The sequence below is a fragment of the Stenomitos rutilans genome (genome assembly GCF_059505485.1).
Genome location: NZ_JCACKR010000028.1, coordinates 63898 through 90261 on the forward strand (window position 1 = coordinate 63898; position 26364 = coordinate 90261).

Here is a 26364-nt window from a genome sequence, read left to right on the forward strand (position 1 = left end):
CATTAGCCGCAGCGAAACCTGGCAGTAAGCTGTGTGATCGCCTGTCCTACTAATCATGTTCTTGTTTCGATCGTTTCTGCTTAAGCATGGTCAGGTCTACGGAGCAATGAATTATGTAATGGTGCCAAGACGGTAGAATCTTACACATCTAAGATCGAGTAGAACCACTAAATTAAACCGATCGTGCTTACTTCTACAGTCGTTGCGTGGCACCCATGAGTCATTGATGTCTAAAACGCTCTACTACCAGCTTGGCTCAGTTGTCCTTTCGCTGATCTTGATTGCCATCATGATTGCGCTGGTGGGCGCGTCTCCAGTGCAGGTTGTTAGCAGTATGTGGTCGGGTGCCTTTGGCACAACTGATCAATTCGCGCGGGTGATTGCCACGTTGGCTCCTTTGCTGCTGTGTACCTGTGGTTTGCTGTTCACGTTTACGGCTGGGCTGTACAACCTGGGCATTGAAGGGCAGATTGTGGCAGGGGCGATCGCGGCAACGGCGAGTATGCGCTTGTTACAGGATTTGCTTCCGGCTCCTCTGGTGATATTGCTGACGATCGTCGTTGGTGCAGGCGGCGGCTTGCTGTGGGGGCTGCTAGCGGGCATTTTGAACGTCTACGGTCGCATCAACGAAATTTTTGCGGGCTTGGGACTCAACTTTGCCGCACAGGGACTCGCGCTGTACCTGATCTTCGGCCCGTGGAAACGCGAAGGGGTCGCCTCCATGAGTGGTACCGAGCAGTTTAGTGAATCGCTCTGGCTACCGACGATCGGCAACACAGAAGCCAGCCCCGTTTCATTGCTGATCGCGATCGCAGTGCTTGCCATCACGATGGTCGTTATGCGCGGGACTTACTTCGGCTTACAGCTTCGTGCCGTAGGACAAAACCTGAGAGCGTCCTACATTTTGGGCATTCCCTCGGTTCGCCAACTGCTCAGTGCCTTTGGTATCTGCGGTGCCTTTGCAGGTATTGCTGGAGCCTTACAGGTACTGGCCGTCTTCCATCGGCTGATTCCCAGCATTTCCAGTAATCTCGGCTTTCTAGCACTGCTAATCGCCATGCTGGTTGGCTTCAACGCCTGGTTGATTCTGCCTGTTGCCTTCTTCTTCAGCGCACTCAATATCGGTAGTCTGCAACTGCCCCTCTCCCTCAACCTGGAATCGTCTCTCGCAGGTGTCATTCAGGGCATGCTAGTGCTGTTTGTGCTGCTCGGTCGTGGGCTGAGCGATCGCAAACCCGCCGATACCAGTTCTGGTACGCCTCAACCTCAAGTGCTATCGCCGACAGAGCAGTTGGGCGTGAAGCCTTAGTGCAAGGATGAATCTGGAAAGAGTGAAGAGCCACAATAGAGTCCGACATTGTGACGCATTTGCAGATGGAAGGATATAGGCAGAAAGAGAATGGGAAGTAAGGAATAAAGCTCAGGACTCTAGCCTGAAATTCAAATCGAGCTTACTCCTGAGTTTCAGCAGGAGTTGCGGATCTCGTCAAAGCGCTATCGTAGTATCCGTGCTGATAGTCAGCCTGTGATTGATGAGTTAAAGATTAAAAACTTTGTCGGCGATCGTCTCTCCGGGATCGGTGACGGCTACCTCATCTTCAAGGTCAGAGTTCGGAACAGCAATATCCAGAAAGGTAAAAGCGCTGATTATCGCCTAATCTAGCAATCCTAAATCATTTGTGAGATTGAGAGGCTTTGTGAGAAAGGATTCCAGTGGAATCCTTTCTCACAATCCAAATAGGATCGCTATCTATCAAGTTGAATCGCCTATAAACGTACTGCTCTTAACGATCTACTCAAAATCAGACAGAGATGGTATTAATGTGAATGAGATTCGCACTATCTTGAATGAATTTTATGGCACTGGATAGGATACAGGTTTGGCTATTCTAAAACGCCTTGATCAAAATCCTGAGAATTGCTTGTTAAGGTCAGTTATCCTTGAGTTCTAGGCGGATTGAGGATGAACCGATGAAAGCGGTTGAAGTCACAGGCAAGATTGATGAAGAGGGAAATTTGTCTCTAGATGAGCCGCTTCCAAGGGCGGCTCAGACTCGTGTGCGTGTCATCGTTTTGTTCCCGGAGTCGTCGGAGGGCGCAGAAAATGATCCTGATGACACACCCGTTGAGTCGGTAAAAGCAAGTCTGCGAAGAGCGCTTCAGCAAGCAAAGGCAGGGAGCGGCTACCGCTTTCTCAACTGTGGGACGGTGTTGATGCAGATTAATTAATGGGTAGCTCCCCTTCCCCCGCTGCTTCCCCTGCTTCCTATTCCCTTCCCCTTCACCTATGGATACTGCTCAAATTATTGCTATCCTCGCCACCGCGATCGCTACTGCTACACCGCTCGTCTTTGCCTGCATTGGCGAAACGATTACAGAGCGCGGAGGTGTCATCAATCTGTCAGCCGAAGGGACGATTATGCTGGCGGCGATGACTGGGTTTGCGGTGGCGAAAACAACTGAAGGGTTAGGTGACACGCCCAGTTTGCTGTTGGGCTTTGCAAGTGCGGCACTGGTAGGGGCGGCGATCGCGCTGATTGTGGCGTTTAGTGCGCTGACGTTAAAACAGTCTCAGGTGGCGATCGGGTTTGTGCTGGCATTGCTGTGTGCTGATCTTTCGTCGTTTTTGGGCAACACCTTTGTGCGCATCCCTGGCCCAACGGTTCCTAATTTAAACTTGCCATTCCTGCAAGATATTCCCTTTGTTGGCAAACTACTATTTCAAAGCGATTTGCTGGTGTATGCCAGCTTTGGGTTAATTGTGCTGGCCTGGGTGTACTTTTACCGTACTCGCGCAGGGTTAATGTTGCAGGCGATCGGCGAACAGCCTGCTGCGGCCTTTGCAAGAGGCACCAATGTTATTTTGATGCGCTACTTTTACACTACATTTGGTGGGGCCTTGATGGGAATCGCTGGTGCGGCGTTTGCCTTAGACTTTAAAGCGGGGTGGAGCCATCGCCATACAGGGGGGTATGGATGGATTGCACTGGCGATCGTCATCTTTGGCGGTTGGAATCCGCTGCGCGTGGCACTAAGCTGCTACTTCTTCGGCATTTTGCAATCAGTTGCTAGCATTGCTCAAAGTGCTGTACCCGACGTTCCCACACAAGTGCTGACCGTCGCGCCGTTTGTGCTGATGATTCTATTTTTGGTGCTGACATCTAGCGAATGGTTGGAGAGACTATTAAAACGGTTACCGCCAGCTTTGAGCCGAGCGGCAACCCAGACAATTCATAGCACTCCGCCAGCCGCCCTGGGTCGGGTGTTTGAACAGGATTAGTAAAAGGACAGTCGCTGACTCACTGTGCCCCAAATGGTTAATCGCTGCTTTCGCTGACCTTTGTCTGGCTGGCTGGTACTTGACTGGCTGGCTTGAGCAAAAGCCAGCTCACAAAGAAGAATGATGCCGTCAGCAACTGCACGATATCGATGGCAGAAAGATAACCATCTGAGAAGGAGGCAAGGCTGCGATCGAGGATGCCAAACACCCAAAAAGAAGTACCCAGTAACCAGATGCCTTGCCGTAAATCTCCTAAAACCGGAGTCGATTGAATCTCCTGCTTGTTGTTCATGAGAGAGCCTGAATAGAGAGGTGCGAATATAAACAACAGTTACAAGCAATTGACAAATTGCATTTTTGCTGAACCTGTTCGCACATCTTAGAGAAGACTGCTTCTGCTTGCCATGTTTCTGTAGAGAGAGACCACACTAAATCTATAGAACCCAGCTTTCTAGCGGCACTCTGGCAAACTGGAAGTGGGTTATCCACTTTATCTAGATGCCATTGCGCTCTGTTCTAACCGAGATCGCAATGGCGATCGTTGCCATTCCCAGTTAGCCTCAATGAAACGTTTGCAGAAATACCATGACAGAAGAGCCAGATTCTGAGATCCTCCATCGCGTTGGAGCGTTGCCCGTTGGCGTTGTTACCGGAGCAACTTACCCGCTCCAGGCGTTGCTGTTTATTTATCAGCATTCTCGCCTGTGGGGTGGGGTGGTGATTCCCATTCTGGTCAACCTTGTGGTTGGGGCAGCCCTTTATGTTGGGCTACTGCTTCCTGGCTGGCGAGGCATTGATCAATGGGCTTCGGGTGTGCCAACCTGGCTCGCGCAATGGGTTGCGACGTTGCCACCCTGGGCTTCTCGTCTTTTGACCTGGCTACCCACAGGCGCAACGTTTCTGGACGACGTGCTGCGGTTTCTCATGGCGATCGCGCTTTTCGTCATTACAGGATTACTGCTGGTACAGTTTGGTGCCATTTTGGGTGCGCCCTGGTATGGCAACCTGGCAGAACAAACCGAACGACTACGGGGAGGAGAGATCCCCGTTGGTTCACCCAGTTTGAGCCGGGCGCTGCAAGACATTTGGCGGGCCGTCACCTTTCAGCTTAAAAAGCTGCTGTTGCTGGTGGTGATTGGGGTGCCGTTGTTGATGCTGAATTTCTTGCCACCACTGGGCACGACGATCGCCAGCGTTGGGGGAGCCGCACTGGCTGCACTGTTAGTTGGGCTAGACTTTCTCGATGCGCCGTTAGAACGCCGTCGCTTTCGCTTTCGCCAGAAATTAGGGCTGTTTGCTCGATCGCTACCCGCCAGTGCCACCTTTAGCTGGGCGTGCCTGGTATTGGTAAGCATACCGTTTGTCAGCTTAATCGCCGTGCCTGTTTGCGTGGTTGCTGGAACGCTGTTTAGTAGCGATCGCGTGTTGCCCTACTTGCCCGTAACCCAGAGCAGTGCTGAAACGGCAGAGCAACGCGATGAAAGAGCATGAGCAACACGCATCGATCGCTATTTACTTAGAAGGCTCAGCCAGACTAATCGAGTGTGCTGGTTTTGGTAATGGACTGGTGACTTCGCTAGTGGTTGCAGTCGCTGCTGGGATAAAGAGCTTATCGCCCTGGTGCAAAACGGGGTCTTGATTGCGATCGCCTGTTTGCAGCGCGTGTGCCACATCCACATTGATCACCTGGCGTTCGGTGACATCGTTCACTCGATGAATTTGCACCTGACGCAGATCAGCCCCCGTTAAAGCACCACCCGCTTGCTGGATTGCCTGTGAAACCGTGGGCAAACCAACCGTTGGACGTGACGTTGCGCTACTGCTGGGAACGGCATAAATGCCAGGGCGAGGCACTGCACCACTAATTTGTACAGCCGTTGCGACAGGCGATGGGCCAGCTTTCGCGAGGGTGTTGTAAATCAAAGCAGCAGCATCGGCACGCGTGGGTCGATCGCCCTTAAGCCGCTGTAGATCACCATAGGTAATGGGCGCAACCTGGAAGGCTTTCTCCACCATCATGGTGAACTGCCCCGATGTCACAGGTTCATCCGGGTGAAACTTGCCATCGACAAACCCTCGCACAATTCCCTTGACTGCTAGCGACTCAATGTATCCTTCTGCCCAATGCCCTTTCACATCAGTGAGAGCGGCGACAGGTGCGGTGATCGAAGAGACTTCCCGGCTAGCCCCAAAATCGGTGTCACCAGTAGACATGGTTTCCGGCAAGGCAACGCTACTTGGCATTTGTGTAGAAACCTCCCCTGCACGCTCAGCCATTGTTGAGCGCATCGAGCGCAGCGTTGGTGGCAGGTTGACCTTCGGTAGCTTTCTCAGCGCTACCGCCTGACGTTGAGCCACCGCTGGTTCTGCTTGAGTGGGTACCTTCGCCCCAGCATCAATGCTTACGGCTGGCATAGACTCAGGTGCGACGATCGCAGGCTTGGCTGTCTTTTCGGCCTCTGTTTTAGTACCATCCTGCTTTGACTGAGAATCTGCATCATCAGGATGTGCAAGATGAGGAAAAAGTGCTACAAAGCCTTGATAGAACGCCACAGTAGCAAGAGAGCTACACACAAGCGTGGTTGCCGTAGAGATACGCATAAAACTTAGACCAGTATTGGGAGGTAAGTAACCTGGCTGCGCGATCGAGACCCTTCGCAGCCAGCAATGATCATGAGAGGCAAACAGCAGGGTTCATGCGTGAACAATCAACAAGGCACAAGAACTACTACCCAATACGGTACTTTGCCCAACCATCAGGACGGAAACCTGAATTGACATTGCTTCCCTGCCCTGTCTGGCATCAGCAATCAAGGTCAGCCCACTCGCTCTGTATCTTCTGCCCACGCACCGATCGCTCCAGTCTCCCCTTTCCCTTTTCCCTTTTCTCTTTGTCCCCTATTCCCTGTTCCTGTCTAAGCCATCACCAAAACGAGCTTCCCCATTGTCGAACCCGCTTCGAGCGATCGATGCGCCGCTGCCACCTCACTTAAAGGAAACGTTTGGCTGATGTGCAGCGTCAGTTGACCCGCATCGATTAACTCTGCACACTGTTGCAGAATGTGAGCCTGCCGCTGTCGTTCCGCCTCCAGCCCTTGCAGCATTGGCAGCAGCAGCAGTTCAAAACTTACCCGTTGATTGCGGGAACGAGCCATTTTCCAGTTCGTTGCTGGGTCGGCCTCTAGAATAGTCACAATATCACCGTAAACCTTCGTTGCAGCGAACGATTGGCCCAGAGCTGCGCCACCCACCGTATCAAACGTCACATCCACACCCTGCCCGTGCGTCCAGTGCATCACGGCCTGCACAACGTTTGTATCTTGGTAGAAAAAGACCTGACTCGCCCCTAAATTTCTAGCAAAAAGTGCTTTCTCCTCCGTACTGACGGTCGTACAAATCTCAGCACCACGCAATTTTGCAAGCTGAAGGGCCACATGCCCAACGCCGCCAGCCCCTGCATGGATGAAAATACGTTGTTCCGCTTGCAGGGCTACCCGATCGTACAGCGCTTCCCAAGCCGTAATCAATACCAACGGTGCCGCAGCCGCTTCGGCAAAACTCATTGTTGCTGGCTTACGAGCGGCAAAACGGGCATCGACGATCGCCCACTCCGCATAATTGCCGGGGTGCCCACCCAACCCGCCATTGCAGAAATACACCTCATCTCCGGGTTGGAACTGATGCACCGCTGCGCCGACTGCTTCGACAATGCCTGCCCCATCGCAGCCTAAAATCGTGGGCAAGCGATCAGGGAAGAATGTGCCACGCTGACGTAACTTGGTATCAATTGGATTCACGCCAGCAGCCTTTAACCGCACGAGCAATTCCGTTTCTTGCTGTAGCGTTGGCTCTGGCAACTCACCGATCTGTAAGACACTAGGGTCTCCAGCAGCAGTCATTAAAGCCGCTTTCACAAAGCCCCTCCCAAACAACGATCGTCTTGCACGTGTAATACAGGTCAAAAACTACATGTAAAGTAAAATGAAGCCTCTGTTTTTTACGTTGAGGCAATAGCCGTGAGTCTAGTGAGAGTATGTTTTGCTGATGTGATTAAATTTACAGGCTTAAGCAAAAAAAAATACTCCTTCTGACTCTGATAGCTTTAAGACCCATTCGGGTTGAATAGACAATGATCCCAATGAACCTCCACAATGACTGACACCAAGCAAACGATTAAAATCTCTGATGTTTCTGACGAGGCGCTTGTCGAAATTTGTCGAGCCGCAGAAGTTGTTGCCTGTGAATGCCCTGGCTACCTGGCCCGACTTTTGCGTCAGGTTAGAACATTTCGTAACTACACCATGACCTGTATCGAACAGTTTCCCCAAGATGCTGAAACTCACTTTTGGCTGGCGGAACAAGGGGCAAAAGTAGAAGCCTTGCTCCACCAAACGATGATTGAACTGATGCAAAAAGAAGAGCTGATTGACGACTCTGAGCATATTTTATTAGATAAGCTATCCGAACGAGCGCGTGCGACTGCCCTAAAGCAACTCGGCATTGGTTGAGTTCTGACACATCCATTGGCTGTTCTATTCTTCTACCCGATATCCTAATTCAGCGAGCCGAGCGCTGGACTGTCGCCATTTAGGCTGCACTTTAACAAACAACTCCAGGTAGACCTTGCCTGCCACTAGCTTCTGAATTTGTTGACGCGCAGCAGATCCGATCGCTTTAAGCATTTCGCCTCCCTTACCAATAAGAATGCCTTTTTGGGACGGACGCTCAATATAAATAGTCGCCAGAATGCGGGTAATAGCTGGCTCTTCTTCCACGCGATCAATGCCGATCGCCGTTGAGTGCGGTACTTCCTCACGAGTCAACAACAGCACCTGCTCTCGAATCAGTTCTCCCATAATGAACCGCTCTGGCTGATCCGTAACTAGATCGGGTGGGTAGTAGTAAGGCCCTGGTTCCAAAGACTGAATAAGTTGCTCCTGTAGCGCCTCTACGCCGTCTCCAGTCAGTGCTGAAAACTTAGCAACCTGCCATTGCTGACTAGTAGCAAGTTCGTGGTAGGTGCGATCGAGGGGATGTGGGATGTGGGATGTGGAGTGTGGAGTGTGGAGTGTGGAGTGTGGAGTGAGGGGTGCGTCTCCCTCTGCTTCCTCTGCCTCCCCTGCTTCCCTGGCCTCCCCGGCCTCCCCCAGCCCAGCCTGCTGATCCGCCTTATTGATGCCTAAAATAACGGGTGTTTGACAATGGGTGAGCAAGTTGGCAATGAAGCGATCGCCCCCACCCGCTGCCACCGAGCCATCAACGACGAACAGCAAAACATCCACTGACTGAATGGCAACCTGCGCATTCTTAACAAGCACCTTGCCTAATTCGTGATGGGGCTTGTGAATACCGGGTGTATCAACAAAGATGAGTTGGGCAGTTGGCGTGGTCAGAATGCCCCGCAGCCGATTGCGCGTTGTTTGCGCGATCGGCGATGTGATAGCGATTTTCTGCCCCACCAAATAATTCATGAGGGTAGATTTGCCCACATTTGGGCGACCGATAATACCCACAAAGCCTGAGCGGAAGCCAGGTGGAGAGGCGGGAATGAGTCCATAGCCGTCTGCTTGCTCATTGTTGTTAAACTCACTCATGCAGTCCCTCAGCGATTCCTTTTTATGCGTAACGCACGGTTTATCTATTGATCACTTCTAATCATTCATGTGATCACTTTAAGTCTACGCACGAACGCTCAACCGCCAGCACTCACATGACAACCAGTTTTGTTTGTATGCCTTGCACCCTAAATTCAGTACTCGTCTCAATGAAACTGTGATTGACTTGAAGACCACTAAACCGACTCTTATACCAAGTCCCTCTCATTGAGCTACAGATGGGGCACTTCAACCAACGATGCGTAGGCTCGTCACTCAAACTCAAAACTCAAAACTGGTATTACTCTTATGACCTTCATTTTGACCAACGACGATGGCATTGATGCGCCAGGCATTCAAGCTTTGCTACAAGCGGTGAGCCAATTTGACACAAAAGCGATGATTGTTGCACCTCAAGCTCCCCATTCTGGCTGTGGTCATCAAGTGACTACTACAAAGCCAGTGCATGTGCAGCCGCGATCGCCAACGGAATATGCGATCGGGGGAACACCCGCCGATTGTGTGCGGATTGCACTCAATTACCTGGCTCCAGAGGCTCGTTGGATACTCTCTGGCATCAATGCTGGCGGTAATCTAGGCTCAGATGTCTATATCTCCGGCACGGTCGCAGCCGTGCGGGAAGCGGCGTTTTACCGACTTCCTGGCATTGCGCTTTCCCATTACCGCCAAGGCGGGCGCGCGATCGACTGGGAGCTTGCGACCCAATTAACCACTTATGTGTTGCAAACCCTGTTCGATCGTACCTGGGAACCTGGAACGTTTTGGAACGTCAATCTTCCCCATCTGGTTTCGGGCGTACCGATGCCAGAAATCGTTTTTTGTTCCCCCTGTACTCAGCCGTTACCCGGAAATTACCGAGTAGAGGGTGAATACTTCTATTACGCAGGGGAGTATGCCAAAAGACGACGCGATGCAAATAGTGATGTGGATGTGTGCTTTTCTGGCCGTATTGCCATCACGCGCATCATGCTTTGACGTGGATCACATACGTTAGCAGTCAACAGTCTTCTTAGAGAATGATCTGGGTCTTTCTTTAGGAGTACTTAAAGGAACTCTTGCCAAGGTAATGTAATTCTTGAGGTTATTGCCTCAGCCGCTGATTTGATCAACCTACAGTTTTGTTACCTGGTTAACAGGATCTTTTTAGAAAAACTTTATATTATTGGCTCTACGCAAATAAATCTGTTCCCTGCTGCAATGACATTCTTTGATTGCTCTCTGGTGATAAGTAACTTTAGCCCCCTGTGATTTGCTTATCTCTCTACTGTCGGTAAACGCAAGGTCCTACCATGATGCTGATTCGTGAAATCGTCCAACATGCCTTCGCCACTGGTTGCCTGACGATTCAGGCAGAGAACCAACTGCGCCAGCTTTTGCGAACGAAGTATGATGCTAACGACCTAAAGGCGTTTATGCAGCTACAACAGGCCGCGATGTCTGGCTCTGTACGGCAAGAATCGCGCGAACGGCGGGGCGATCGCGTGCTTGTTTGAGGCCTTAGGAACGAGAATTAATTAAAGTGTGATCTTGAGGTACGGGCGCACGGCCGTGCGCCCTCTACAGAACATCTCACTGTCGAAGTGATTCAATCCACGATCCTTAGCGAACCATCACTTTTAACACAGCAAGCGGGCCATCCCTATTAGAATGGCCCGCTTGCTTTTTGGGTTTGAAGTTTGAGCTTCAGGCTCTGAGCAGACTAAGAGGCGATCGCAGTCGTTCGGCGCTCACGGCTAACATCTCTTACGGGCGGCTCTTCTTGGTTTTGCATCAAAAACACCAGCATCGGATTGCTTTGCAGTTCACGCCGCAACGTCCGCTGAATCTCACGGTCAATTTGTGTTTGTAGCCCGACCCAATCAATCTCAAGCTGCCCTTCGTTGCCCAAGGGACGAGCAAACTCATTCCACCGATCGCGCAGGGTAATGCCAATGGCAGTTTCGATGCTGGCTTGAAGCTTCGATCGCTCCAGTGATGTCACCACACCGCTCAAATGTATTTGGGGTTTCGCCATCAGCGCTCCTGTCCAACCGATCGCCGCGGCTACCGTTACAACGCCGTCCCCCGCCAACTGCTGGCGCTCTTTCAGCACTTTGTTGTTCACAACACCAGAGCGGGAGGTATCGACCAATTCAATACCGGAGGGTACCTTGCCAGCAACGCGCATCCTGGTTTCCGTCAGTTCGATCACATCGCCGTTGTCGATAATGACCATGTTTTCTGCCGGAACCCCCACGCTTTGAGCCGTTTGAGCATGCTTGACCAGCATCCGGTGTTCACCGTGCACGGGCAAGAAGAATTTAGGGCGGGTCAGACCAATCATCAGCTTTTGGTCTTCCTGACAGCCATGACCGGAGACATGGATACCCTGCTCTTTCCCGTAAATGACCTTGGCACCCTTCATCATGAGCTTGTCGATCGTGTTCACCACCGCGATCGTGTTGCCAGGAATCGGATTAGCCGAGAAGACTACCGTATCGCCTTCCCGCACTTTAATTTGACGATGTTCGCCGTTGGCAATGCGGGTCATTGCCGACATGGGTTCGCCTTGAGAACCTGTTGTCAGAATCAGCACATGCTCATCAGAGAGCTTTTGAAGCACATTAAGCGGTTGAAACAAGTTGTCGTCACATTTGATGTAACCCAGATTTCGCGCATGAGCAATCAGGTTAAGCATCGATCGCCCCACCACCGACACCACCCGACCATGCTTTTTCGCTAGTTCCAGAATCATATTGATCCGGTGTACCGATGAGGCAAAGGTGGTCACCAGTAAGCGCCCTTGTGCCTGCCCAAAGATGCGATCAAGGTTTGGATACACCGCTCGTTCTGAAGGGGTTGTACCTGGCACTTCAGAGTTTGTCGAATCGCTAATGAGGCACTGCACGCCCTTTTCGCCATATTCTGCCAAGCGTTGAAAGTCAAAATACTCGCCATCAACGGGCGTATGGTCAAATTTAAAATCACCCGTATGAATGACAACCCCTACAGGGGTGCGAATGGCAACTGTAAAGCTATCGGCCATCGAGTGCGTATTGCGGATGAACTCTACAAAAAAGGACTTACCAACCCGGACGGTTTCACGTGGGCCAACCGTGCGAAGTTCAGTGCGCTTCGTGACACCTGCCTCACTCAGTTTATCCTTAAGTAACGCCATCGCCAGACGAGGGCCATAGATGACGGGAATGTCAAATTGTTTGAGATGAAAGGCAATGCCGCCGATGTGGTCTTCGTGACCATGCGTGACAATCATGCCCTTAATTTTATGGCGGTTTTCCCGCAGATAGGTCATATCTGGCAGGACGATATTCACCCCATGCATCCCATCTGTTGGGAATGCAAGACCTGCGTCGAGCAACATAATTTCGTCGTTAATCTCAAAGACGCAGGTGTTTTTGCCGATTTCATGCAAACCACCGAGGGGAATGATTTTCAGCGCGGGTGAAGAGTTGTTTTGAGTCATGGGCATCCTTATCGAACGTGTACAGAGTAAAGAAAATTGGTTGCTTGAAAGCTTGTTTGGTTGAAAGTTTGGTTGCTTGAGAACTACTTAGTTGAAGAGTGGGTCATTGAGGAAAGCCTTAAGGGTTGAAAATCGTGCAGCCAGCGATGCATCCGTGGTGAGCCAGTTGTACGTTTTTTGGAAAAGCTGTTTACGTCAAGCGTCAAAGTATCTGAGCGTAGAGCCTACCAAAGCAACAACCGTGCGAAGACTCGATCAATCAACAAGCACGGTCGATCGCCAGTCAGTTGAATGCCTCTAGCACAACGGTGAGTGCGGGTCGTAAACGTATTCAGTTGTCTAGAAACTTTGTAGCGATAAGGAGAGGGAGCCGCAGGCGCTTAAAGCAACGATAAGTGGGTCATTACTGGCTTTAAAACTGCTGTCAAATCAGCTGAAGCATCTACCAGTGGAAGTCGGGTAGAGCCGACTTGCCAACCTTGCAACCGCAGGGCTGCCTTCACAGGAATAGGATTCGCGGTCGTAAACAAGGCTTTAAAGAGTGGAAAAAGCTCAAGGTGGATCTTGGTAGCGAGTTGATGCTGGCCTGACTCAAAGGCATGAACCATTTGTTGAAGCTGCGGGCCAACCAAATGACTAGCGACACTGACAACCCCAATTCCACCGATCGCTAGCAGCGGCAGGGTCATAGAGTCATCTCCAGAGTAGAGTGCAAATTCAGGAGGTGTCAAACGTTGAATCTCACTTGCTTGATCAAGATTACCCGTTGATTCCTTAACTGCCACAATATTACGAATGGCAGCCAGACGAGCAATGGTTTCGGGTTGCATATTCTGCCCAGTACGCCCAGGAATGTTGTAAAGCACCATTGGCAGATCTGGCTCAGCTTCTGCGATCGCCTTGAAATGCTGGTAAAGCCCTTCCTGTGGTGGCTTGTTGTAGTAGGGGACGACTTGCAAAGAACCATCTACCCCTAGTTTAGCTGCTTTTTGGGTCGCTGCGATCGCCTCTCGCGTCGAGTTTGACCCAGTGCCTGCAATAATTTTTGCCTTGCCCGCGATTGCATGCTGCACGACCTGAAAAAGCTCGTACTCTTCATCCCAGGTTAGGGTGGGCGATTCGCCTGTTGTGCCGCAGACGACCAGCGTGTCTGTGCCGTTGGCGGCGAGATGAGAGGCAAGCTTGGCTGCGATCGCAAAATCAACATTGCCGTCGTCCTTAAACGGCGTGACCATTGCAGTTAAAACACGTCCAAAATTCACCACACGAATACAGTTGTTGGTTGTTAGTTGTTGGTTGCTAGCTACGTCGCTTCATTGCTAATTAGAAGCAGTCTCCAGTCCACATGACGAGTACTGCTTAATAGCTAATCGCTAACGGCTCTAATTTGCAAGCGCGACCGAGGGCTGAATGAGATTCTGTTGCGCCAACAGTTCGGCAATTTGCACAGCATTGAGCGCAGCACCCTTACGAATCTGATCGCCACACAGCCAAAGTTCCAGGCCGGATGGATGGGAAAGATCCTGACGGATACGTCCAACTAGCACATTGTCTTTGCCACTAGCATCGATCGGCATGGGGAAGTAATTTGCTTGCCAATCTTCCACTAACGTTATACCCGGAGCTTGACCTAAGAGGGCGCGTGCTTGTGCCACATCAAACGGTTCGTCAAATTCCAGGTTAAGCGCTTCTGAGTGTGCCCGCAGTACGGGAACCCGTATACAGGTGGCTGTTACCCGTAAATCAGGGGCACCAAAAATCTTGCGCGTTTCGTTCACCATCTTCATTTCTTCTTCACAATACCCCTGAGCGTTAAGAGTGGAGTTGTGCGGAAACAGGTTGAAGGCCAGCGGGTAGGGGAAAAGCTCTGCAACGGGTTCCTGCCCTTGCAAGATTGCCTGCGTTTGCGTTTTAACCTCTTCCATTGCCCGCGCACCTGCACCACTGGCAGATTGATACGTAGCAGCCACGATGCGTTTAATAGGCTGCACTTGGTGGAGAGGATACACCGCAACGGCCATCAAAATCGTCGTGCAGTTGGGATTGGCAATGAGTCCCCGGTGGGTGGCAGCGGCTTGAGGGTTCACTTCTGGCACTACCAGCGGTACGGTTGGGTCCATTCGAAAGGCGCTAGAATTGTCAATAAACACCGCTCCAGACGCGATCGCCGTTTTCACCCAGGTCTTGGAGACAGACGCACCCGCTGAAGCTAGCACCAGATCGACATTTTTGAAGCTCTTGTCATCCACGGCGTCAAGGGGCAACGGTTCACCCTTAAACGAGAGCGTTTGACCGACCGATCGCGCCGATGCCAGCAACTTCAAGTCGGCGATCGGAAAATCCCGCTGTTCCAGCAGTGACAAAAGCTCGGTACCAACTGCACCCGTCGCTCCTAAAATGGCGACCCGATAAGGATGAACCAATGGAATTTCCTCCAAAAATATAAAAACGACTGTCTCTAAGCCTGTTCCTGATTGTTAGGACATAAAGACGTTCATAAATGTACAAAAAACAACGTATACAGAATAGTAGAGCGTCAGGCGCGCGAAACGACATCATTCCAGCATACGCCTTCAGGGAGTTTCAGCATTCTAACGAAATTTTTCGTAAATCCAATTGTGGTTCCACTTTTAAGATTCACTTAGACTAAGTAAGCAATTCTGGAGCAGGATCAGTTACGATGATCTACTGCGGCGATGCAGTGAGTGCGATCGCCTATTTCGATTGTTTGTGTGACGTTGAGTGACTTTGTGCCTCCTGCGCGACATGTCACGCTAGCAACCCAGTAGAGTAAAGCTAGCGGCCCACTAAAAGTAATTGTCTGTAGCAAATATACCGATGAAAGTTACCCAGGAAAAACTTCCCGCCAGCCAAATTGGCTTGGAAATTGAAATTACGCCGGAAATGTCTCAAAAGGCTTACGAGCAGGTCATCCAAAAATTTACCCGCTCTGCCAATATTCCTGGGTTTCGCAAAGGCAAAGTGCCACGCCAGGTACTTATCCAGCGCTTTGGCTCGGTGCAGCTTAAGGCGACTGCTCTCGAAGAACTGATTGACGAAACGCTGAAACAGGCGATTGAACAAGAAAAGATCGATGCGTTGGGCAACTACCAGTTGCGATCGTCGTTTGAAGATCTGGTGAGCCAGTTTGTGCCGGGAGCAGCCCTCACCTTCTCCGCCTCGGTAGACGTGCAGCCCGAAGTTACCCTTGCTCAGTACACCGAGTTTCAGCTTCAGGCCGAAGAAATCAAGCCAGACTTGGAGCAGGTGGACAAGGTGCTGCAACAGTATCAGGAGCAAACCGCGACCCTCATTCCTGTAGAAGGGCGTGCGGCTCAGTTGGGCGATGTCACGATCGTTGACTATAAAGGTGTGCTTCTCAGCGATGAGCCTGACACTGAACCCGAACCCTTTCCGGGTGGTGAGGCCGAAGATTTTCAGGTAGAACTAACCGAAGGCAAATTTATCGAAGGGTTCATTGACGGCATTGTGGGTATGAACCCCGGTGAAACCAAGGATCTGCCGATTCCCTTCCCTGAAGACTACCCGCAAGAGACGTTGGCGGGTCGATCGGCCCGCTTTACCATCACGCTTAAAGAAATTAAGGAAAAAGAACTGCCTGCCCTTGACGATGATTTTGCTCAAGAAGTTAGCGAGTTTGAAACGCTGGCAGAGTTGCGATCGTCTCTTGAAACCCGTTACACCGAAGAAGCCGAAACCAAAACAACGGCCAACAAAGAGCAGGCCATTCTGGATGAGTTGCTGAAACACATTGAGGTCGATCTGCCAGAAACGTTGGTGGAACGGGAACTCAGCTATCTTTTGAATCAGACCGCGATGCAGCTTCAAAACCAGGGCATTGATGTGAAGCGGTTGTTCAACCAGGACACCATTCCCATGCTGAAGGAGCGCTCGCGCCCAGAAGCGCTCGATCGCATCAAACGGACTTTAGCCTTGGGCGAAGTTGCCAAACGCGAATCGCTCAAAGTTGAATCAGCAGAAGTTACCGCCAAAGCAACCGAACTGCTTAAAGAACTGGGCGATCGAGATATTGATCCCGATCGCTTACAAGCAGTTGTTGCCGAGGATTTGCTGAAGGAAAAGATTGTCAACTGGCTGATCGAACACTCCACGATTGAGCTTGTCCCTGAAGGAACGCTGGCAACACCCGAAGAAGAGGAGGCGCTTGAAGCGTCATTAGAGGACGAAGGGTTTATTGAAGCAGCCACGAGCGATCTCGAAGCCGCTACTGCTACCGTTGATGTGACATCATCAGTCGTTGAAGCACCGGATGAAGATGCGCCTGAAGCACCAACTGTTCCTGAAGTCGTGGGCGCTGAAACCGACAGCCAAGCAATACCCGACGCGATCGAAGCCGAAAAGCCTAAAAAGGCCCGTAAAGCGAAGGCCAAAGCAGAATCCTCTGACATTGAATGATATTTTGAAATAACATTTTGTCTATTCTCTGAATAGAATGCGTTACGCCTTGAAACACCAAGGCTACAATAGCAGAGCATTTCGCCTGGGTGCCTACAAGTCCTTGGTTAGTTGAGGCATAATGTTTGAATAGATGCTGCGATTTTACGCATGAGGCACTCGCGCTAACTTGCGAATCCGGTTTACAGTGATTTCAGGCAATACCGACTATGTTTGTATCTCGCTCTCCTAACTACGCCATCAGCAGCTTCAACTCCCTGGATGTCACCTCGATAGACCCCGGTAACGTCGTACCGATGGTGGTCGAACAGTCAGGTCGAGGTGATCGTGCGTTCGACATCTACTCTCGACTGCTGAGAGAGCGCATCGTGTTTCTGGGTACTGCGATCGACGACATGGTTTCGGATTCGATCGTGGCTCAACTGCTGTTTCTCGAAGCTGAGGAGCCTGAAAAGGATATTCAGCTTTATATCAACTCTCCTGGTGGTTCTGTCACCGCAGGCATGGCAATTTACGACACCATGCAGCAAGTACGCTCTGATGTAGTGACCATCTGCTTTGGTTTAGCTGCTAGCATGGGCGCATTTCTACTAGCGGCAGGAGCACAGGGCAAGCGCATGTCTCTCCCTAACTCCCGCATCATGATTCACCAACCCCTTGGGGGTGCACAGGGGCAAGCCGTTGACATCGAAATTCAGGCCAAAGAAATTCTCTACCATAAGCGCAAGCTGAGCGAACTGCTGGCTCACCATACAGGGCAGCCGTTGGAGCGGGTAGAAATAGACACAGAACGCGACTTTTTTATGTCCGCTGCCGAAGCAAAAGACTACGGACTGGTTGATCAGGTTATTTCCAGACAAAATCTTCCTAAAGCGGGAGAGGCTGTTGCCGCCGTTCACTAAGAGGTAGATATGCCTAACAAGTACGACTCCCATCTCAAATGTTCCTTTTGTGGAAAATCGCAGGAGCAGGTTCGTAAGCTGATAGCCGGACCGGGAGTTTACATTTGTGATGAATGTGTTGACCTCTGCAACGAAATTCTGGATGAAGAGCTGTTTGACTCCAGTGCCGCCGCTCCACAACCTGTGCCGCGCCGTGAGCAATCGCCTGAAAAGCGCAAGGCGCGGTCTGCCAATCTCTCCCTTAATCAGATCCCAAAGCCAAGAGAGATTAAAAAGTACCTGGATGAGCATGTCATTGGGCAAGATGATGCCAAAAAGGTACTCTCAGTTGCGGTTTACAACCACTACAAGCGTCTGAGCTTTACTCAGTCCAAAAGCAATGGGAAGGCGCAGGCAGAAGATCCCGTTGAGCTACAAAAGTCCAACATTCTTCTCATTGGCCCCACAGGTTGTGGCAAAACGCTGCTGGCGCAAACTCTGGCAGAGATTCTGGACGTACCCTTTGCCGTTGCCGATGCAACCACACTGACCGAAGCGGGGTATGTGGGTGAGGATGTGGAAAACATCCTTTTGCGCCTGCTGCAAGTGGCCGATCTGGATGTCGAAGAAGCCCAACGCGGCATTATCTACATTGATGAAATCGACAAGATTGCGCGGAAGAGCGAAAATCCCTCCATTACACGCGATGTATCGGGTGAAGGGGTGCAGCAAGCGCTACTAAAGATGCTAGAAGGTACGGTTGCCAATGTGCCCCCTCAAGGAGGCCGTAAGCACCCTTACCAGGACTGCATTCAGATTGATACGAGCAATATTCTCTTTATTTGCGGTGGTGCCTTTGTTGGGCTAGACAAAGCGGTGGAGCAGCGCATTGGAAAGAAGTCGATGGGCTTTATTCAACCGGGCGAAGCACAGCCGAAGGAAAAACGAACCGCAGACGTGTTGCGCCACATGGAGCCAGATGACCTGGTTAAGTTTGGCATGATTCCTGAATTCATTGGCCGTGTGCCCGTGATGGCGGTTGTCAATCCTCTAGATGAGGATGCTTTGACGGCGATTCTGACCGAACCACGCAATGCCTTGGTGAAGCAGTACCAAAAGCTCTTGAAGATGGACAATGTGGCGCTAGAGTTCCGGCAAGACGCAATCCGCGCGATCGCCCAGGAAGCCTACCGCCGCAAAACAGGCGCTCGTGCCCTCCGTAGCATTGTCGAAGAACTGATGTTAGATGTGATGTACGAGCTGCCTTCGCGTAAAGATGTGACTCGCTGTAGCATCACCCGCGAAATGGTTGAGAAGCGATCGACCGCCGAACTCATCATCCATCCCTCATCGTTACCAAAACCTGAATCTGCCTAGTTGCTAGTTGGGCTGCTTTCAGTCATTTGCTTGAGCAGTACTTGAAGGTTATCTGTGAAATAGCCAGTTTTGGTGCTGCAATAGTTGTATGGAAATTCCAGCATGACTACAATCCTTGTCTAGGAGAACAGAATGCTCCGCTTTGAAGTCATCATCAACAACGAACCAAGAATTATTGCTGGTTTTGATGAGGTTAGAGTACTTACAGCTATTTTGTCTTATAGAGCAGCAGATCCAGAAGATGAAGATAATAAAGATGATGACCTTTGTCTATCAGCTGGCGGGCTTATTCATCATGGGAAGCACGACTATGAATATTTAGATTGGGTAAAACGTTCTCTCAAGATAGGAGATACAATCAAAATCCGTGTTGTTGAATCAGATGAAGTAACCCCACCTATACGCAAAGAGAGACGAGATCCTGATTTTGTGGCTAAAGAACAGCGGCGTTACTACGAGAACCTTAAGCAGGAATATGGTGAAGCCTAGTTTCGTTCACCGCCCCTCAACCCTTCATTGCACCGGACTGCTAGAAGCGTTCGGCTAGGATTGAAAGGCTATTTGCAGCCGATGAATGTCGCCCCTCGGTGGCACTACTGTTACTCTTACAAGCTGAATGCCTCTTTCTCTTTCAAAACTACAAGCCCGATCGGATGAGGTAAGGCAACGGTTGGAAGCATCTAGACCACGTGTTCATACTCTCTGGTTCGGTACGTTTGATGAGTTTTGGTGTGATGCTCAATTCCGTTGGATCGCACATAGTGACTGCCAGGATGAGCTACATGCCTTTGTATGTCTCTGGCGATGTTACTTAGAACAGGTAGAGGAGTTTGAGTTAGGCGCTTCTTGCTTGACAATGTTTCTCTAGTCATTTGCCGCTAACGGTGGTTACGGAGATGCAGCAGTATTCACGCCGTGCAGTGAAGATGAATGGCATGAAGAAATATCTCGGATTACTCGTGGGATTGTCGATGCGATCAAGGATGTTAGAAGCGGTAAGCATTAGGCGTGCAGGCGAGGTGTACAAATTCTGGATGTACCTCTAGATGTGCGAAATCCAGGCACGTATTGGAGTGTTTTCGAGGATGGACAAGCCTGTTCCCGAAGAAATTGGTTATCAGCGCTCTGTGATTGATGAATTGGTCGAGGCGGTAGCAATCAGACGTGATCGGAATGACCTTGAACTGTTTGCACAAACAACGGATGCATACGCTCTTTTCACCTGGAGTACCGGCGCGTAGTAAGTAGCGCTAATTATTCTGCTTAGAAATGCCTTACGTTAACGTTCGCGGCTTTAATCATTACTACGAATGGATTACAGCGTCGGGAAGTGCCGAACCTTCTGGCAAGCCCGTTCTGGTTTTTGTACATGGGTGGGGTGGTTCTGCCCGCTACTGGGAAAGTACGGCTAAAGCATTGTGCGATCGCTTCGACTGCCTTCTCTACGACATGCGCGGCTTTGGGCGATCGCGCTCTAACACCCATGAAGCACCGCCTCTGTCTGACCCACCGGAAACGGCGGCTGAGTTGAGCTACGAACTAGAAGGCTACGCTGATGATCTTGCAGGTCTTCTAGATGCGCTTGGGTTGCAGCGTGTGTTTCTAAACGCTCACTCAATGGGCGCGTCGGTCGCTACATTCTTTTTAAACCTGTATGCCGATCGCGTCGATCGTGCCATCCTCACCTGTAGCGGCATTTTTGCTTACGACGAGAAAGCATTTAACGCCTTCTACAAATTTGGCGGCTACGTGGTCAAGTTTCGTCCTCGCTGGCTTTATGGGCTGCCGTTTGTCGATCGGCTCTTCATGCAGCGCTTTCTGCACCGCTCCTTACCTGGAGCCATCAGCCGCTCGTTCCTGAATGATTTTCTCATGGCAGACTATGATGCGGCTTTAGGCACCATTTTTACCTGTGTCAGCAAGAAAGCAACAGAAGTCATGCCTCAAGAATTTGCACGCCTGACGGTGCCAACGCTACTGATTTCGGGCGATCGTGACATTATCATCCCTGCCACAATGGGACGGCAAGCCGCGGCGCTAAACGATCGCATTCAATACGTGGTCATTCCCGATACAGCGCATTTTCCCATGCTGGAAGATGCTCCAACCTACCTTCAACTGGTGCGAGAGTTTTTAGGCGTTACTGACAACTCAAAACTCTTAACTCAAAACTCCTAACTCTCTCCCCTGCCTCCTCACTCCTCACCCCTCTCCTCCGTTAGCAAAACGTCATAGCTACCAAACACTTTCAGCGTTTCGGTACTTTCAGCGAGTTCTGCTAAGGTCTCTTGTACCGCAGGTGTACGGGCATCGGCTTCCAAATCAATAAAAAACATGTAGTCACCGAGCGATCGCTTAGCGGGGCGAGATTCAATATGGCTCAGATTCATCCCCCGACTGGCAAAAACTTGCAGTGGTTTGACTAAAGAGCCGGGTAGATCATGCACGGTGAAGGCTAGAGATGTGTGGTGACCGCCAGGAGACGGTTGCTGGCTGAGAACCCAGAAGCGGGTGCTGTTATCGGGGTTGTCATTGATTGCCTCGCTCAAAGTCGGTAAGTTGTAGAGTTGAGCGGCACGTTGGGAAGAAATTGCTGCGATCGTGGGGTCTTCTGCCAGATATTGCAGCGCTTCAGTAGTCGAATTAATGGGAATCAACTTGGCGTTAGGCAAAAAGGTTTCGAGCCAACCCTGACATTGAGCTAACGCCTGCGGATGAGAGTAAACCGTCTCGATCGTTTCGGTGGTGATGGCGTAAGACAAAAGCGCATGTCGAATGGGTAAAACCAACGCTGACTGAATTTGTAGACTACCAATCTGCCACAAGCCATCCAACGTCATGGCAACGCTGCCTTCGGTAGAGTTTTCGACTGGCACAACGGCAACAGTCACGTCTCCTTCAGCAACGGCACGTAAAGACAGCGCAATGCTGGGATAGGGACGCAACTGGGTTGTTTGACCACTGGTTTGAGTAAACCAGGCGGCATATTGGAGGGCGGCGGCTTCGGTATGGGTGCCAGAGGGACCTAAATGGGCGATCAATACTGTCAAAGCGCTTACTCCTTACAGCCTGAAACTCAACATAATAGTGATCCTATTTGATTTGTGAACATGCTTCTGGGTTAGCTTTCAGCTTTCAGCTTTAAATTCCAGGCTGACGGCTGACCGCTAACCGCTGACAGCAACAATTCTTCTCATTATTCTCAGATAAACAAGCTTTGTGAGCCAGAATTCTGCAAGAATGATCTGTCATAAGACGTAACGTGTATCTACTGAAAAAGATGTGAAAACTTCCTTCACATTTGTTTAAGATTAGAAAGAATACCGAAATCTAAATCTCCTGCCTATTTTTAGGTTGCTCACCCATGTATAGTCGCTTCACTGCCTTTCAGACGGTTGAAATGGTGGTTTCAAAACAACCGATTCCCATTCAACACTATCTCCGCCAGCCTCAACGGGTAGTGAGTGCTTTAGCCGCTTCAAGTCAAATTGAGCTATTGGGTGATGAACGCTTTCGCCTCAAAATGCGTCCGCTCAATTTTATGATGCTGACTATCCAGCCGATCGTGGATCTGCGTGTTTGGGCAGAGTGCGATGGGACAGTCCACGTGCAGTCAACTGGGTGTGAAATTCGAGGAGTTGACTATATTAATCAGCGGTTTAAGCTCAGCCTAGTGGGCAAACTTCAACCGCATCAAAGCAACGGGGCAGCGGTTCTTAAAGGCAGGGTGGATCTGGAAGTGCAGGTCGATGTACCACCCCCGATCGCGTTTACGCCGAAGCCAATCCTTGAAGCCACAACAAACGGTTTATTAAAAAGTGTTCTGTTGACTGTTAAACAACGCTTGATGCATCACTTATTGGCGGATTACGAAGCCTGGGCTGTTTCAACACCAGCAGTTCCAGTTGCACCTGCCTCTGTCTTACCTACCCATAGCCCACTTGCATAATGTGGAACTTGCCCGGTGTAGAAACTGGCTAGGAGAAAGGCTATATGGAAGATTGAGCTATTCACAGCAGCGGTTCGTCTCCTAGCTTTGCGGCTAGACGACACGGGCTAAAGGAGCGGCGATGCCAGCGTGATAGGCCATGTACGTGCAGCGCTGCCCGATGGGCTGTTGTGCCGTAGCCTTTGTTGGCTGCTAGATCGTAATGGGGATACTTGATTGCCAGCCGAGTGATTAATTGATCGCGCCAAACCTTGGCAAGAATGCTGGCAGACGCGATCGCCAGCGATCGTTGGTCTCCTTTCACCAGCGTTTGCTGCGGGATAGTTAAACCTGGAATGCGCTGGTTCCCATCGACTAGACACAACTCTGGTACAACGGATAACTTGAGTACAGCCCGTTTCATCGCTAAGAGCGAGGCTTGCAGAATGTTTAAGCGATCGATTTCCCAAACAGAGGCATAGCGCACTTGAGCAGCCACCGCACTGGCTAGAATTTGCTGAGCCAACACAAGCCGTCGCTCTGCGGACAATAGCTTGCTATCAGTCACTCCCGCTTCAGCAAGACTAGCTGCAGTTTCAGGCGATAGAATGACCGCAGCCGCAACAACAGGTCCAAACAGCGCCCCTCGCCCGACTTCATCCACACCTGCCATGATCGTCGAAGAGCACGTCTGCAATTCGTTAGAGAGTTCTAGCTGCTGTATCTGAAGTTGGCAGACGCGTTTCATAGCACAATCAATCTGTAGCTGTTCCATTCCCTACAAGATGGCGCTTATCCTGCAATTTGAAATGAATGCTTGGGACAAAGCGCTAGCCTCTTATCACGCTCATCTCATCGCCTTCAGTAGACGCTTAATCAGCATTAATCAGAGGTGGCTGCCGAAGAGCGACGGCGACGGCGTCGAGTCACAGGTGTGTCATTCGCATCAACAGAATCGATGTCTGATGCCTCTACTGCAACTGGTTCTAGGTTTAGCGCTTCTTCTACGTCTGGTTGAACCTGAGGAGGGGCAGGGTCTAGTTCGTCAATCACAGGGCGCTCAATGACCACCCGTTGCTTCGGTTTGGACGAGAACGCTACTGGTTCTACTGGAACTGGTTCTACTGAGGTTGCCAGCGTCATTTGTTCGGGTTCTGCCATTGCAACAGGTGCTTCTCCCGGTAAGACCACCGAGATAACGGCAGCTTTAGGGTTTTTCACCTCCTGATTAGATAGTACTAGCGGCGAAATGCCCATCCATGCGTAAACTTCTTGCTCTTCTGGAGTCATTTCGACCGCAATGATTTCCGGTGGCTCTTGCGGTGGTCGTGATGATTCGCGTCTCGATCGACCACGCCGCTCTTCGGGATAGCCAACCTCTGGAGTCCCTTCCTGCACGTAGGTGGCATCGAGCGCGGCTCCCGACTCTTTAGCAGATCCACCATCCCGGTTGGGCAGTAATTCTGGCACACCGTTGTCGCGGCCGCTTCGTCCCCGACCGCTTCGTCCCCGCGCTGGACGTTCTGGACGATCGGAACGACCGCTGAACGGTATATCTGTCGCTAGCGAGGGTTCTCCATCATTGCCTGGGTCAAGCTTGAGCATGGGTGCGCTGGGATATGATGGCGTGCCAAGCCGACCATCTGCTCGGCCTTCTGTGCGCCCATCCTCACCGGGACGACGACGGCGACGGCGACGATTATTGCCGCCAAGCTCTTGATAGCTCGGATGATTCAGCCCAAGCTCTTGCATATCATCGGTATCATCCAGGTCTTCGCTACGGTCTTCCCAGGTCTGCTCAGGCACACTTAAAGGGCTAGGTAAGACAAGATCTCGCCCACGCCCCCGTCCACTACCACTGCGATCGCCCGTGCGTGATTCTCGCAGCGACACAGCAGCCGGACGTTCCACAATGTCTCCCTCTGCCGTCTCACTCTCACCGGGTAGATGAACCAGATGACCCAAGCCACCGCAGGTTGGGCAGGGGCGACCAAAAATTTCGTAGATATTCTTGCCCTGGCGTTTGCGCGTTAGCTCTACCAGGCCAAGTTCAGTCAATTGTGCAATCTGAGGGCGTGACTTGTCTGCTCGTAAAGCTTTGTTGAAGTGTTCTAACACTTGCAGTTGGTCACGGCGCTGATCCATGTCGATAAAATCGACCACGATGATGCCTGCAATGTTGCGTAATCGAAGCTGGCGAGCAATTTCAGTAGCGGCTTCGCAGTTTGTCCAGAGAACGGTTTCACGCGCAGTCGCGGAACGGGTAAAAGAGCCAGAGTTGACATCAATCACCGTCAAGGCTTCGGTGCGCTCAATAATCACATAACCGCCCGATGGTAGATCAGTTCGAGGTTTCAGTGCCTCACGAATCGCTGCATTAATACGGAAATACTCCATGATGGGAGCGCGATCGCGATGGTGGTCAATCAAGACACCCCGTGGTAGCTCACCGCTACCCCAATTCGTTAGCTGTTGCCGAACCCGTTTTAACCCAGTATGAGAGTCCACCACAATGCGGTTCACATCGGCGCTATATACATCTCGTAGCACTCGTTGAATAAAGTCATCATCTCGATTCAACAAGGCGGGTGCGCGAGTCGTTTTTGCCTCTTGCAAGACCATTTCCCATTGCTTTTGCAGCGCTTCCAAGTCTTCAATAATGGCATCTTCAGGCATGTTTTCTGCTTCGGTGCGAACCACAATGCCCATGCCTTCGGGCTTCACTAGAATTGCCAGCGCCCGTAGCCGATTGCGCTCGTTCTCACTCCGGATGCGACGAGAAAGATTGACGCCTTTACCATAAGGCATCAGTACCAAGTAACGCCCTGGCAGTGAAATGTTGCCCGTCAATCGTGGCCCTTTATTCCCCGTTGGCTCCTTCATAATCTGCACCAGCACTTTTTGCTGGGGAGCCAACAATTCAGTGATCGAGCCAGCCATCCGGCGTAGTTTTAACGGGCCTAAATCGGTGACGTGGATAAACCCGTTACGTTCACTGTCACCAATATTGACAAACGCCGCATCAATACCAGGTAAAACGTTTTCGACAATACCAAGATAGACATCACTTACTTGATGGCTACCCGTCGCAACAATAAGCTCTTGAATTTGATCTTCCGAAAAAACCGCAGCAATCCGATGCTGCTCTGCGATAACAATTTGCTTAGACATTCAATTTCCTCAAAAGTTGTCGGCTGCGGGAGGAGGTCAGTTCGTCATCCCCTCGCGGCTCGTGCAGATAAGCCCCTGCGTCGTGTATAAGCTCTAAAATGACGCAGTGACTGCGAAGCGACGCTGACTCCGAGGCAACGCCGTCTCTAGCAGCCTCAGAATGGTGAATTATGGCAAAGACCACTGAAGTAACGATCAATTAGACTAACCTG

Annotated in this window: 24 protein-coding genes; 14 read left to right on the forward strand and 10 right to left on the reverse strand. The window is 50.9% G+C overall.

All coding sequences use genetic code 11. The features are described from left to right. The first annotated feature begins 226 nt into the window (after positions 1-226). The 3 genes from AC5JLP_RS04050 to AC5JLP_RS04060 all read left to right on the forward strand — a co-directional run bounded on the left by AC5JLP_RS04050 (position 227) and on the right by AC5JLP_RS04060 (position 3280). Positions 227-1309, forward strand: a complete 1083-nt coding sequence (locus tag AC5JLP_RS04050; protein WP_496066623.1) for an ABC transporter permease — start codon at positions 227-229, stop codon at positions 1307-1309. 662 nt (positions 1310-1971) lie between these two features. Further along, complete coding sequence (locus tag AC5JLP_RS04055) at positions 1972-2229, forward strand: type II toxin-antitoxin system RelN family antitoxin (RefSeq protein WP_496066624.1); 258 nt, start codon at positions 1972-1974, stop codon at positions 2227-2229. A gap of 58 nt (positions 2230-2287) precedes the next feature. Beyond that, positions 2288-3280: an ABC transporter permease gene (locus tag AC5JLP_RS04060; RefSeq protein WP_496066625.1), complete on the forward strand. Its 993-nt coding sequence runs from the start codon at positions 2288-2290 to the stop codon at positions 3278-3280. Between the two features lie 37 nt (positions 3281-3317). Here the strand turns inward: AC5JLP_RS04060 and AC5JLP_RS04065 are convergent, their stop codons facing one another. Next, positions 3318-3572, reverse strand: coding sequence for a hypothetical protein (locus AC5JLP_RS04065; RefSeq protein WP_496066626.1), 255 nt, complete (start codon positions 3570-3572; stop codon positions 3318-3320). Between the two features lie 293 nt (positions 3573-3865). On the opposite strand from AC5JLP_RS04065, the gene AC5JLP_RS04070 reads away from it, so the two are divergent. After that, complete coding sequence (locus tag AC5JLP_RS04070) at positions 3866-4771, forward strand: EI24 domain-containing protein (protein ID WP_496066627.1); 906 nt, start codon at positions 3866-3868, stop codon at positions 4769-4771. Positions 4772-4792: 21 nt separating this feature from the next. Here AC5JLP_RS04070 and AC5JLP_RS04075 read toward each other — a convergent pair whose 3' ends face one another. Next, positions 4793-5881 (reverse strand): S-layer homology domain-containing protein, encoded by a 1089-nt coding sequence (locus AC5JLP_RS04075; RefSeq protein WP_496066628.1) that lies wholly within the window; start codon positions 5879-5881, stop codon positions 4793-4795. 314 nt (positions 5882-6195) lie between these two features. After that, positions 6196-7194 carry a zinc-dependent alcohol dehydrogenase family protein gene (locus tag AC5JLP_RS04080; RefSeq protein ID WP_496066629.1) on the reverse strand — a complete coding sequence of 333 codons (999 nt, stop codon included), beginning with the start codon at positions 7192-7194 and terminating at the stop codon, positions 6196-6198. Between the two features lie 237 nt (positions 7195-7431). On the opposite strand from AC5JLP_RS04080, the gene AC5JLP_RS04085 reads away from it, so the two are divergent. Beyond that, positions 7432-7788, forward strand: a complete 357-nt coding sequence (locus AC5JLP_RS04085; RefSeq protein ID WP_496066630.1) for a hypothetical protein — start codon at positions 7432-7434, stop codon at positions 7786-7788. A 24-nt stretch (positions 7789-7812) separates the two neighbouring features. On the opposite strand, the gene era is transcribed toward AC5JLP_RS04085, so the two are convergent. Continuing rightward, positions 7813-8874 carry a GTPase Era gene (gene era, locus AC5JLP_RS04090; protein ID WP_496066631.1) on the reverse strand — a complete coding sequence of 354 codons (1062 nt, stop codon included), beginning with the start codon at positions 8872-8874 and terminating at the stop codon, positions 7813-7815. Positions 8875-9183: 309 nt separating this feature from the next. Between era and surE the strand changes: the two genes are divergently transcribed. Both surE and AC5JLP_RS04100 read left to right on the forward strand, forming a co-directional pair. Beyond that, entirely contained in the window at positions 9184-9870 is a 687-nt protein-coding gene (surE, locus tag AC5JLP_RS04095) for a 5'/3'-nucleotidase SurE (protein WP_496066632.1), read from the forward strand. Positions 9871-10184: 314 nt separating this feature from the next. Continuing rightward, positions 10185-10388 carry a hypothetical protein gene (locus tag AC5JLP_RS04100; RefSeq protein WP_496066633.1) on the forward strand — a complete coding sequence of 68 codons (204 nt, stop codon included), beginning with the start codon at positions 10185-10187 and terminating at the stop codon, positions 10386-10388. Between the two features lie 206 nt (positions 10389-10594). On the opposite strand, the gene AC5JLP_RS04105 is transcribed toward AC5JLP_RS04100, so the two are convergent. The 3 genes from AC5JLP_RS04105 to AC5JLP_RS04115 all read right to left on the reverse strand — a co-directional run bounded on the left by AC5JLP_RS04105 (position 10595) and on the right by AC5JLP_RS04115 (position 14781). Then, a complete protein-coding gene (locus tag AC5JLP_RS04105) occupies positions 10595-12358 on the reverse strand; it encodes a ribonuclease J (protein WP_496066634.1) in 1764 nt (587 codons plus the stop codon). 380 nt (positions 12359-12738) lie between these two features. Next, positions 12739-13620 carry a 4-hydroxy-tetrahydrodipicolinate synthase gene (gene dapA, locus AC5JLP_RS04110; protein WP_496066635.1) on the reverse strand — a complete coding sequence of 294 codons (882 nt, stop codon included), beginning with the start codon at positions 13618-13620 and terminating at the stop codon, positions 12739-12741. A gap of 120 nt (positions 13621-13740) precedes the next feature. After that, on the reverse strand, positions 13741-14781 hold the full coding sequence (locus tag AC5JLP_RS04115) for an aspartate-semialdehyde dehydrogenase (RefSeq protein WP_496066636.1): 1041 nt from the start codon (positions 14779-14781) through the stop codon (positions 13741-13743). 415 nt (positions 14782-15196) lie between these two features. Here AC5JLP_RS04115 and tig point away from each other — a divergent pair, with 415 nt between their 5' ends. The 6 genes from tig to AC5JLP_RS04145 all read left to right on the forward strand — a co-directional run bounded on the left by tig (position 15197) and on the right by AC5JLP_RS04145 (position 21231). Then, on the forward strand, positions 15197-16795 hold the full coding sequence (tig, locus tag AC5JLP_RS04120; protein WP_496066637.1) for a trigger factor: 1599 nt from the start codon (positions 15197-15199) through the stop codon (positions 16793-16795). A 296-nt stretch (positions 16796-17091) separates the two neighbouring features. Continuing rightward, the gene (gene clpP, locus AC5JLP_RS04125) at positions 17092-17697 is read left to right on the forward strand and encodes an ATP-dependent Clp endopeptidase proteolytic subunit ClpP (RefSeq protein WP_496066673.1); all 606 of its coding nucleotides are present in this window, start codon (positions 17092-17094) and stop codon (positions 17695-17697) included. A 9-nt stretch (positions 17698-17706) separates the two neighbouring features. Further along, entirely contained in the window at positions 17707-19053 is a 1347-nt protein-coding gene (gene clpX, locus AC5JLP_RS04130; protein ID WP_496066638.1) for an ATP-dependent protease ATP-binding subunit ClpX, read from the forward strand. Between the two features lie 132 nt (positions 19054-19185). Continuing rightward, complete coding sequence (locus AC5JLP_RS04135; RefSeq protein WP_496066639.1) at positions 19186-19542, forward strand: hypothetical protein; 357 nt, start codon at positions 19186-19188, stop codon at positions 19540-19542. 596 nt (positions 19543-20138) lie between these two features. Further along, positions 20139-20294 carry a hypothetical protein gene (locus AC5JLP_RS04140; RefSeq protein ID WP_496066640.1) on the forward strand — a complete coding sequence of 52 codons (156 nt, stop codon included), beginning with the start codon at positions 20139-20141 and terminating at the stop codon, positions 20292-20294. Positions 20295-20322: 28 nt separating this feature from the next. Then, the gene (locus tag AC5JLP_RS04145) at positions 20323-21231 is read left to right on the forward strand and encodes an alpha/beta fold hydrolase (RefSeq protein WP_496066641.1); all 909 of its coding nucleotides are present in this window, start codon (positions 20323-20325) and stop codon (positions 21229-21231) included. 17 nt (positions 21232-21248) lie between these two features. Here AC5JLP_RS04145 and pheA read toward each other — a convergent pair whose 3' ends face one another. After that, complete coding sequence (gene pheA / locus AC5JLP_RS04150; RefSeq protein WP_496066642.1) at positions 21249-22103, reverse strand: prephenate dehydratase; 855 nt, start codon at positions 22101-22103, stop codon at positions 21249-21251. Between the two features lie 314 nt (positions 22104-22417). Here pheA and AC5JLP_RS04155 point away from each other — a divergent pair, with 314 nt between their 5' ends. Continuing rightward, entirely contained in the window at positions 22418-23002 is a 585-nt protein-coding gene (locus AC5JLP_RS04155) for a DUF1997 domain-containing protein (protein WP_496066643.1), read from the forward strand. Positions 23003-23063: 61 nt separating this feature from the next. Here AC5JLP_RS04155 and AC5JLP_RS04160 read toward each other — a convergent pair whose 3' ends face one another. Together AC5JLP_RS04160 and rne are read right to left on the reverse strand one after the other, a co-directional pair. Next, the gene (locus tag AC5JLP_RS04160; protein WP_496066644.1) at positions 23064-23756 is read right to left on the reverse strand and encodes a ribonuclease HII; all 693 of its coding nucleotides are present in this window, start codon (positions 23754-23756) and stop codon (positions 23064-23066) included. A gap of 107 nt (positions 23757-23863) precedes the next feature. Continuing rightward, a complete protein-coding gene (gene rne, locus AC5JLP_RS04165) occupies positions 23864-26152 on the reverse strand; it encodes a ribonuclease E (RefSeq protein WP_496066645.1) in 2289 nt (762 codons plus the stop codon). Positions 26153-26364 lie beyond the last annotated feature (212 nt).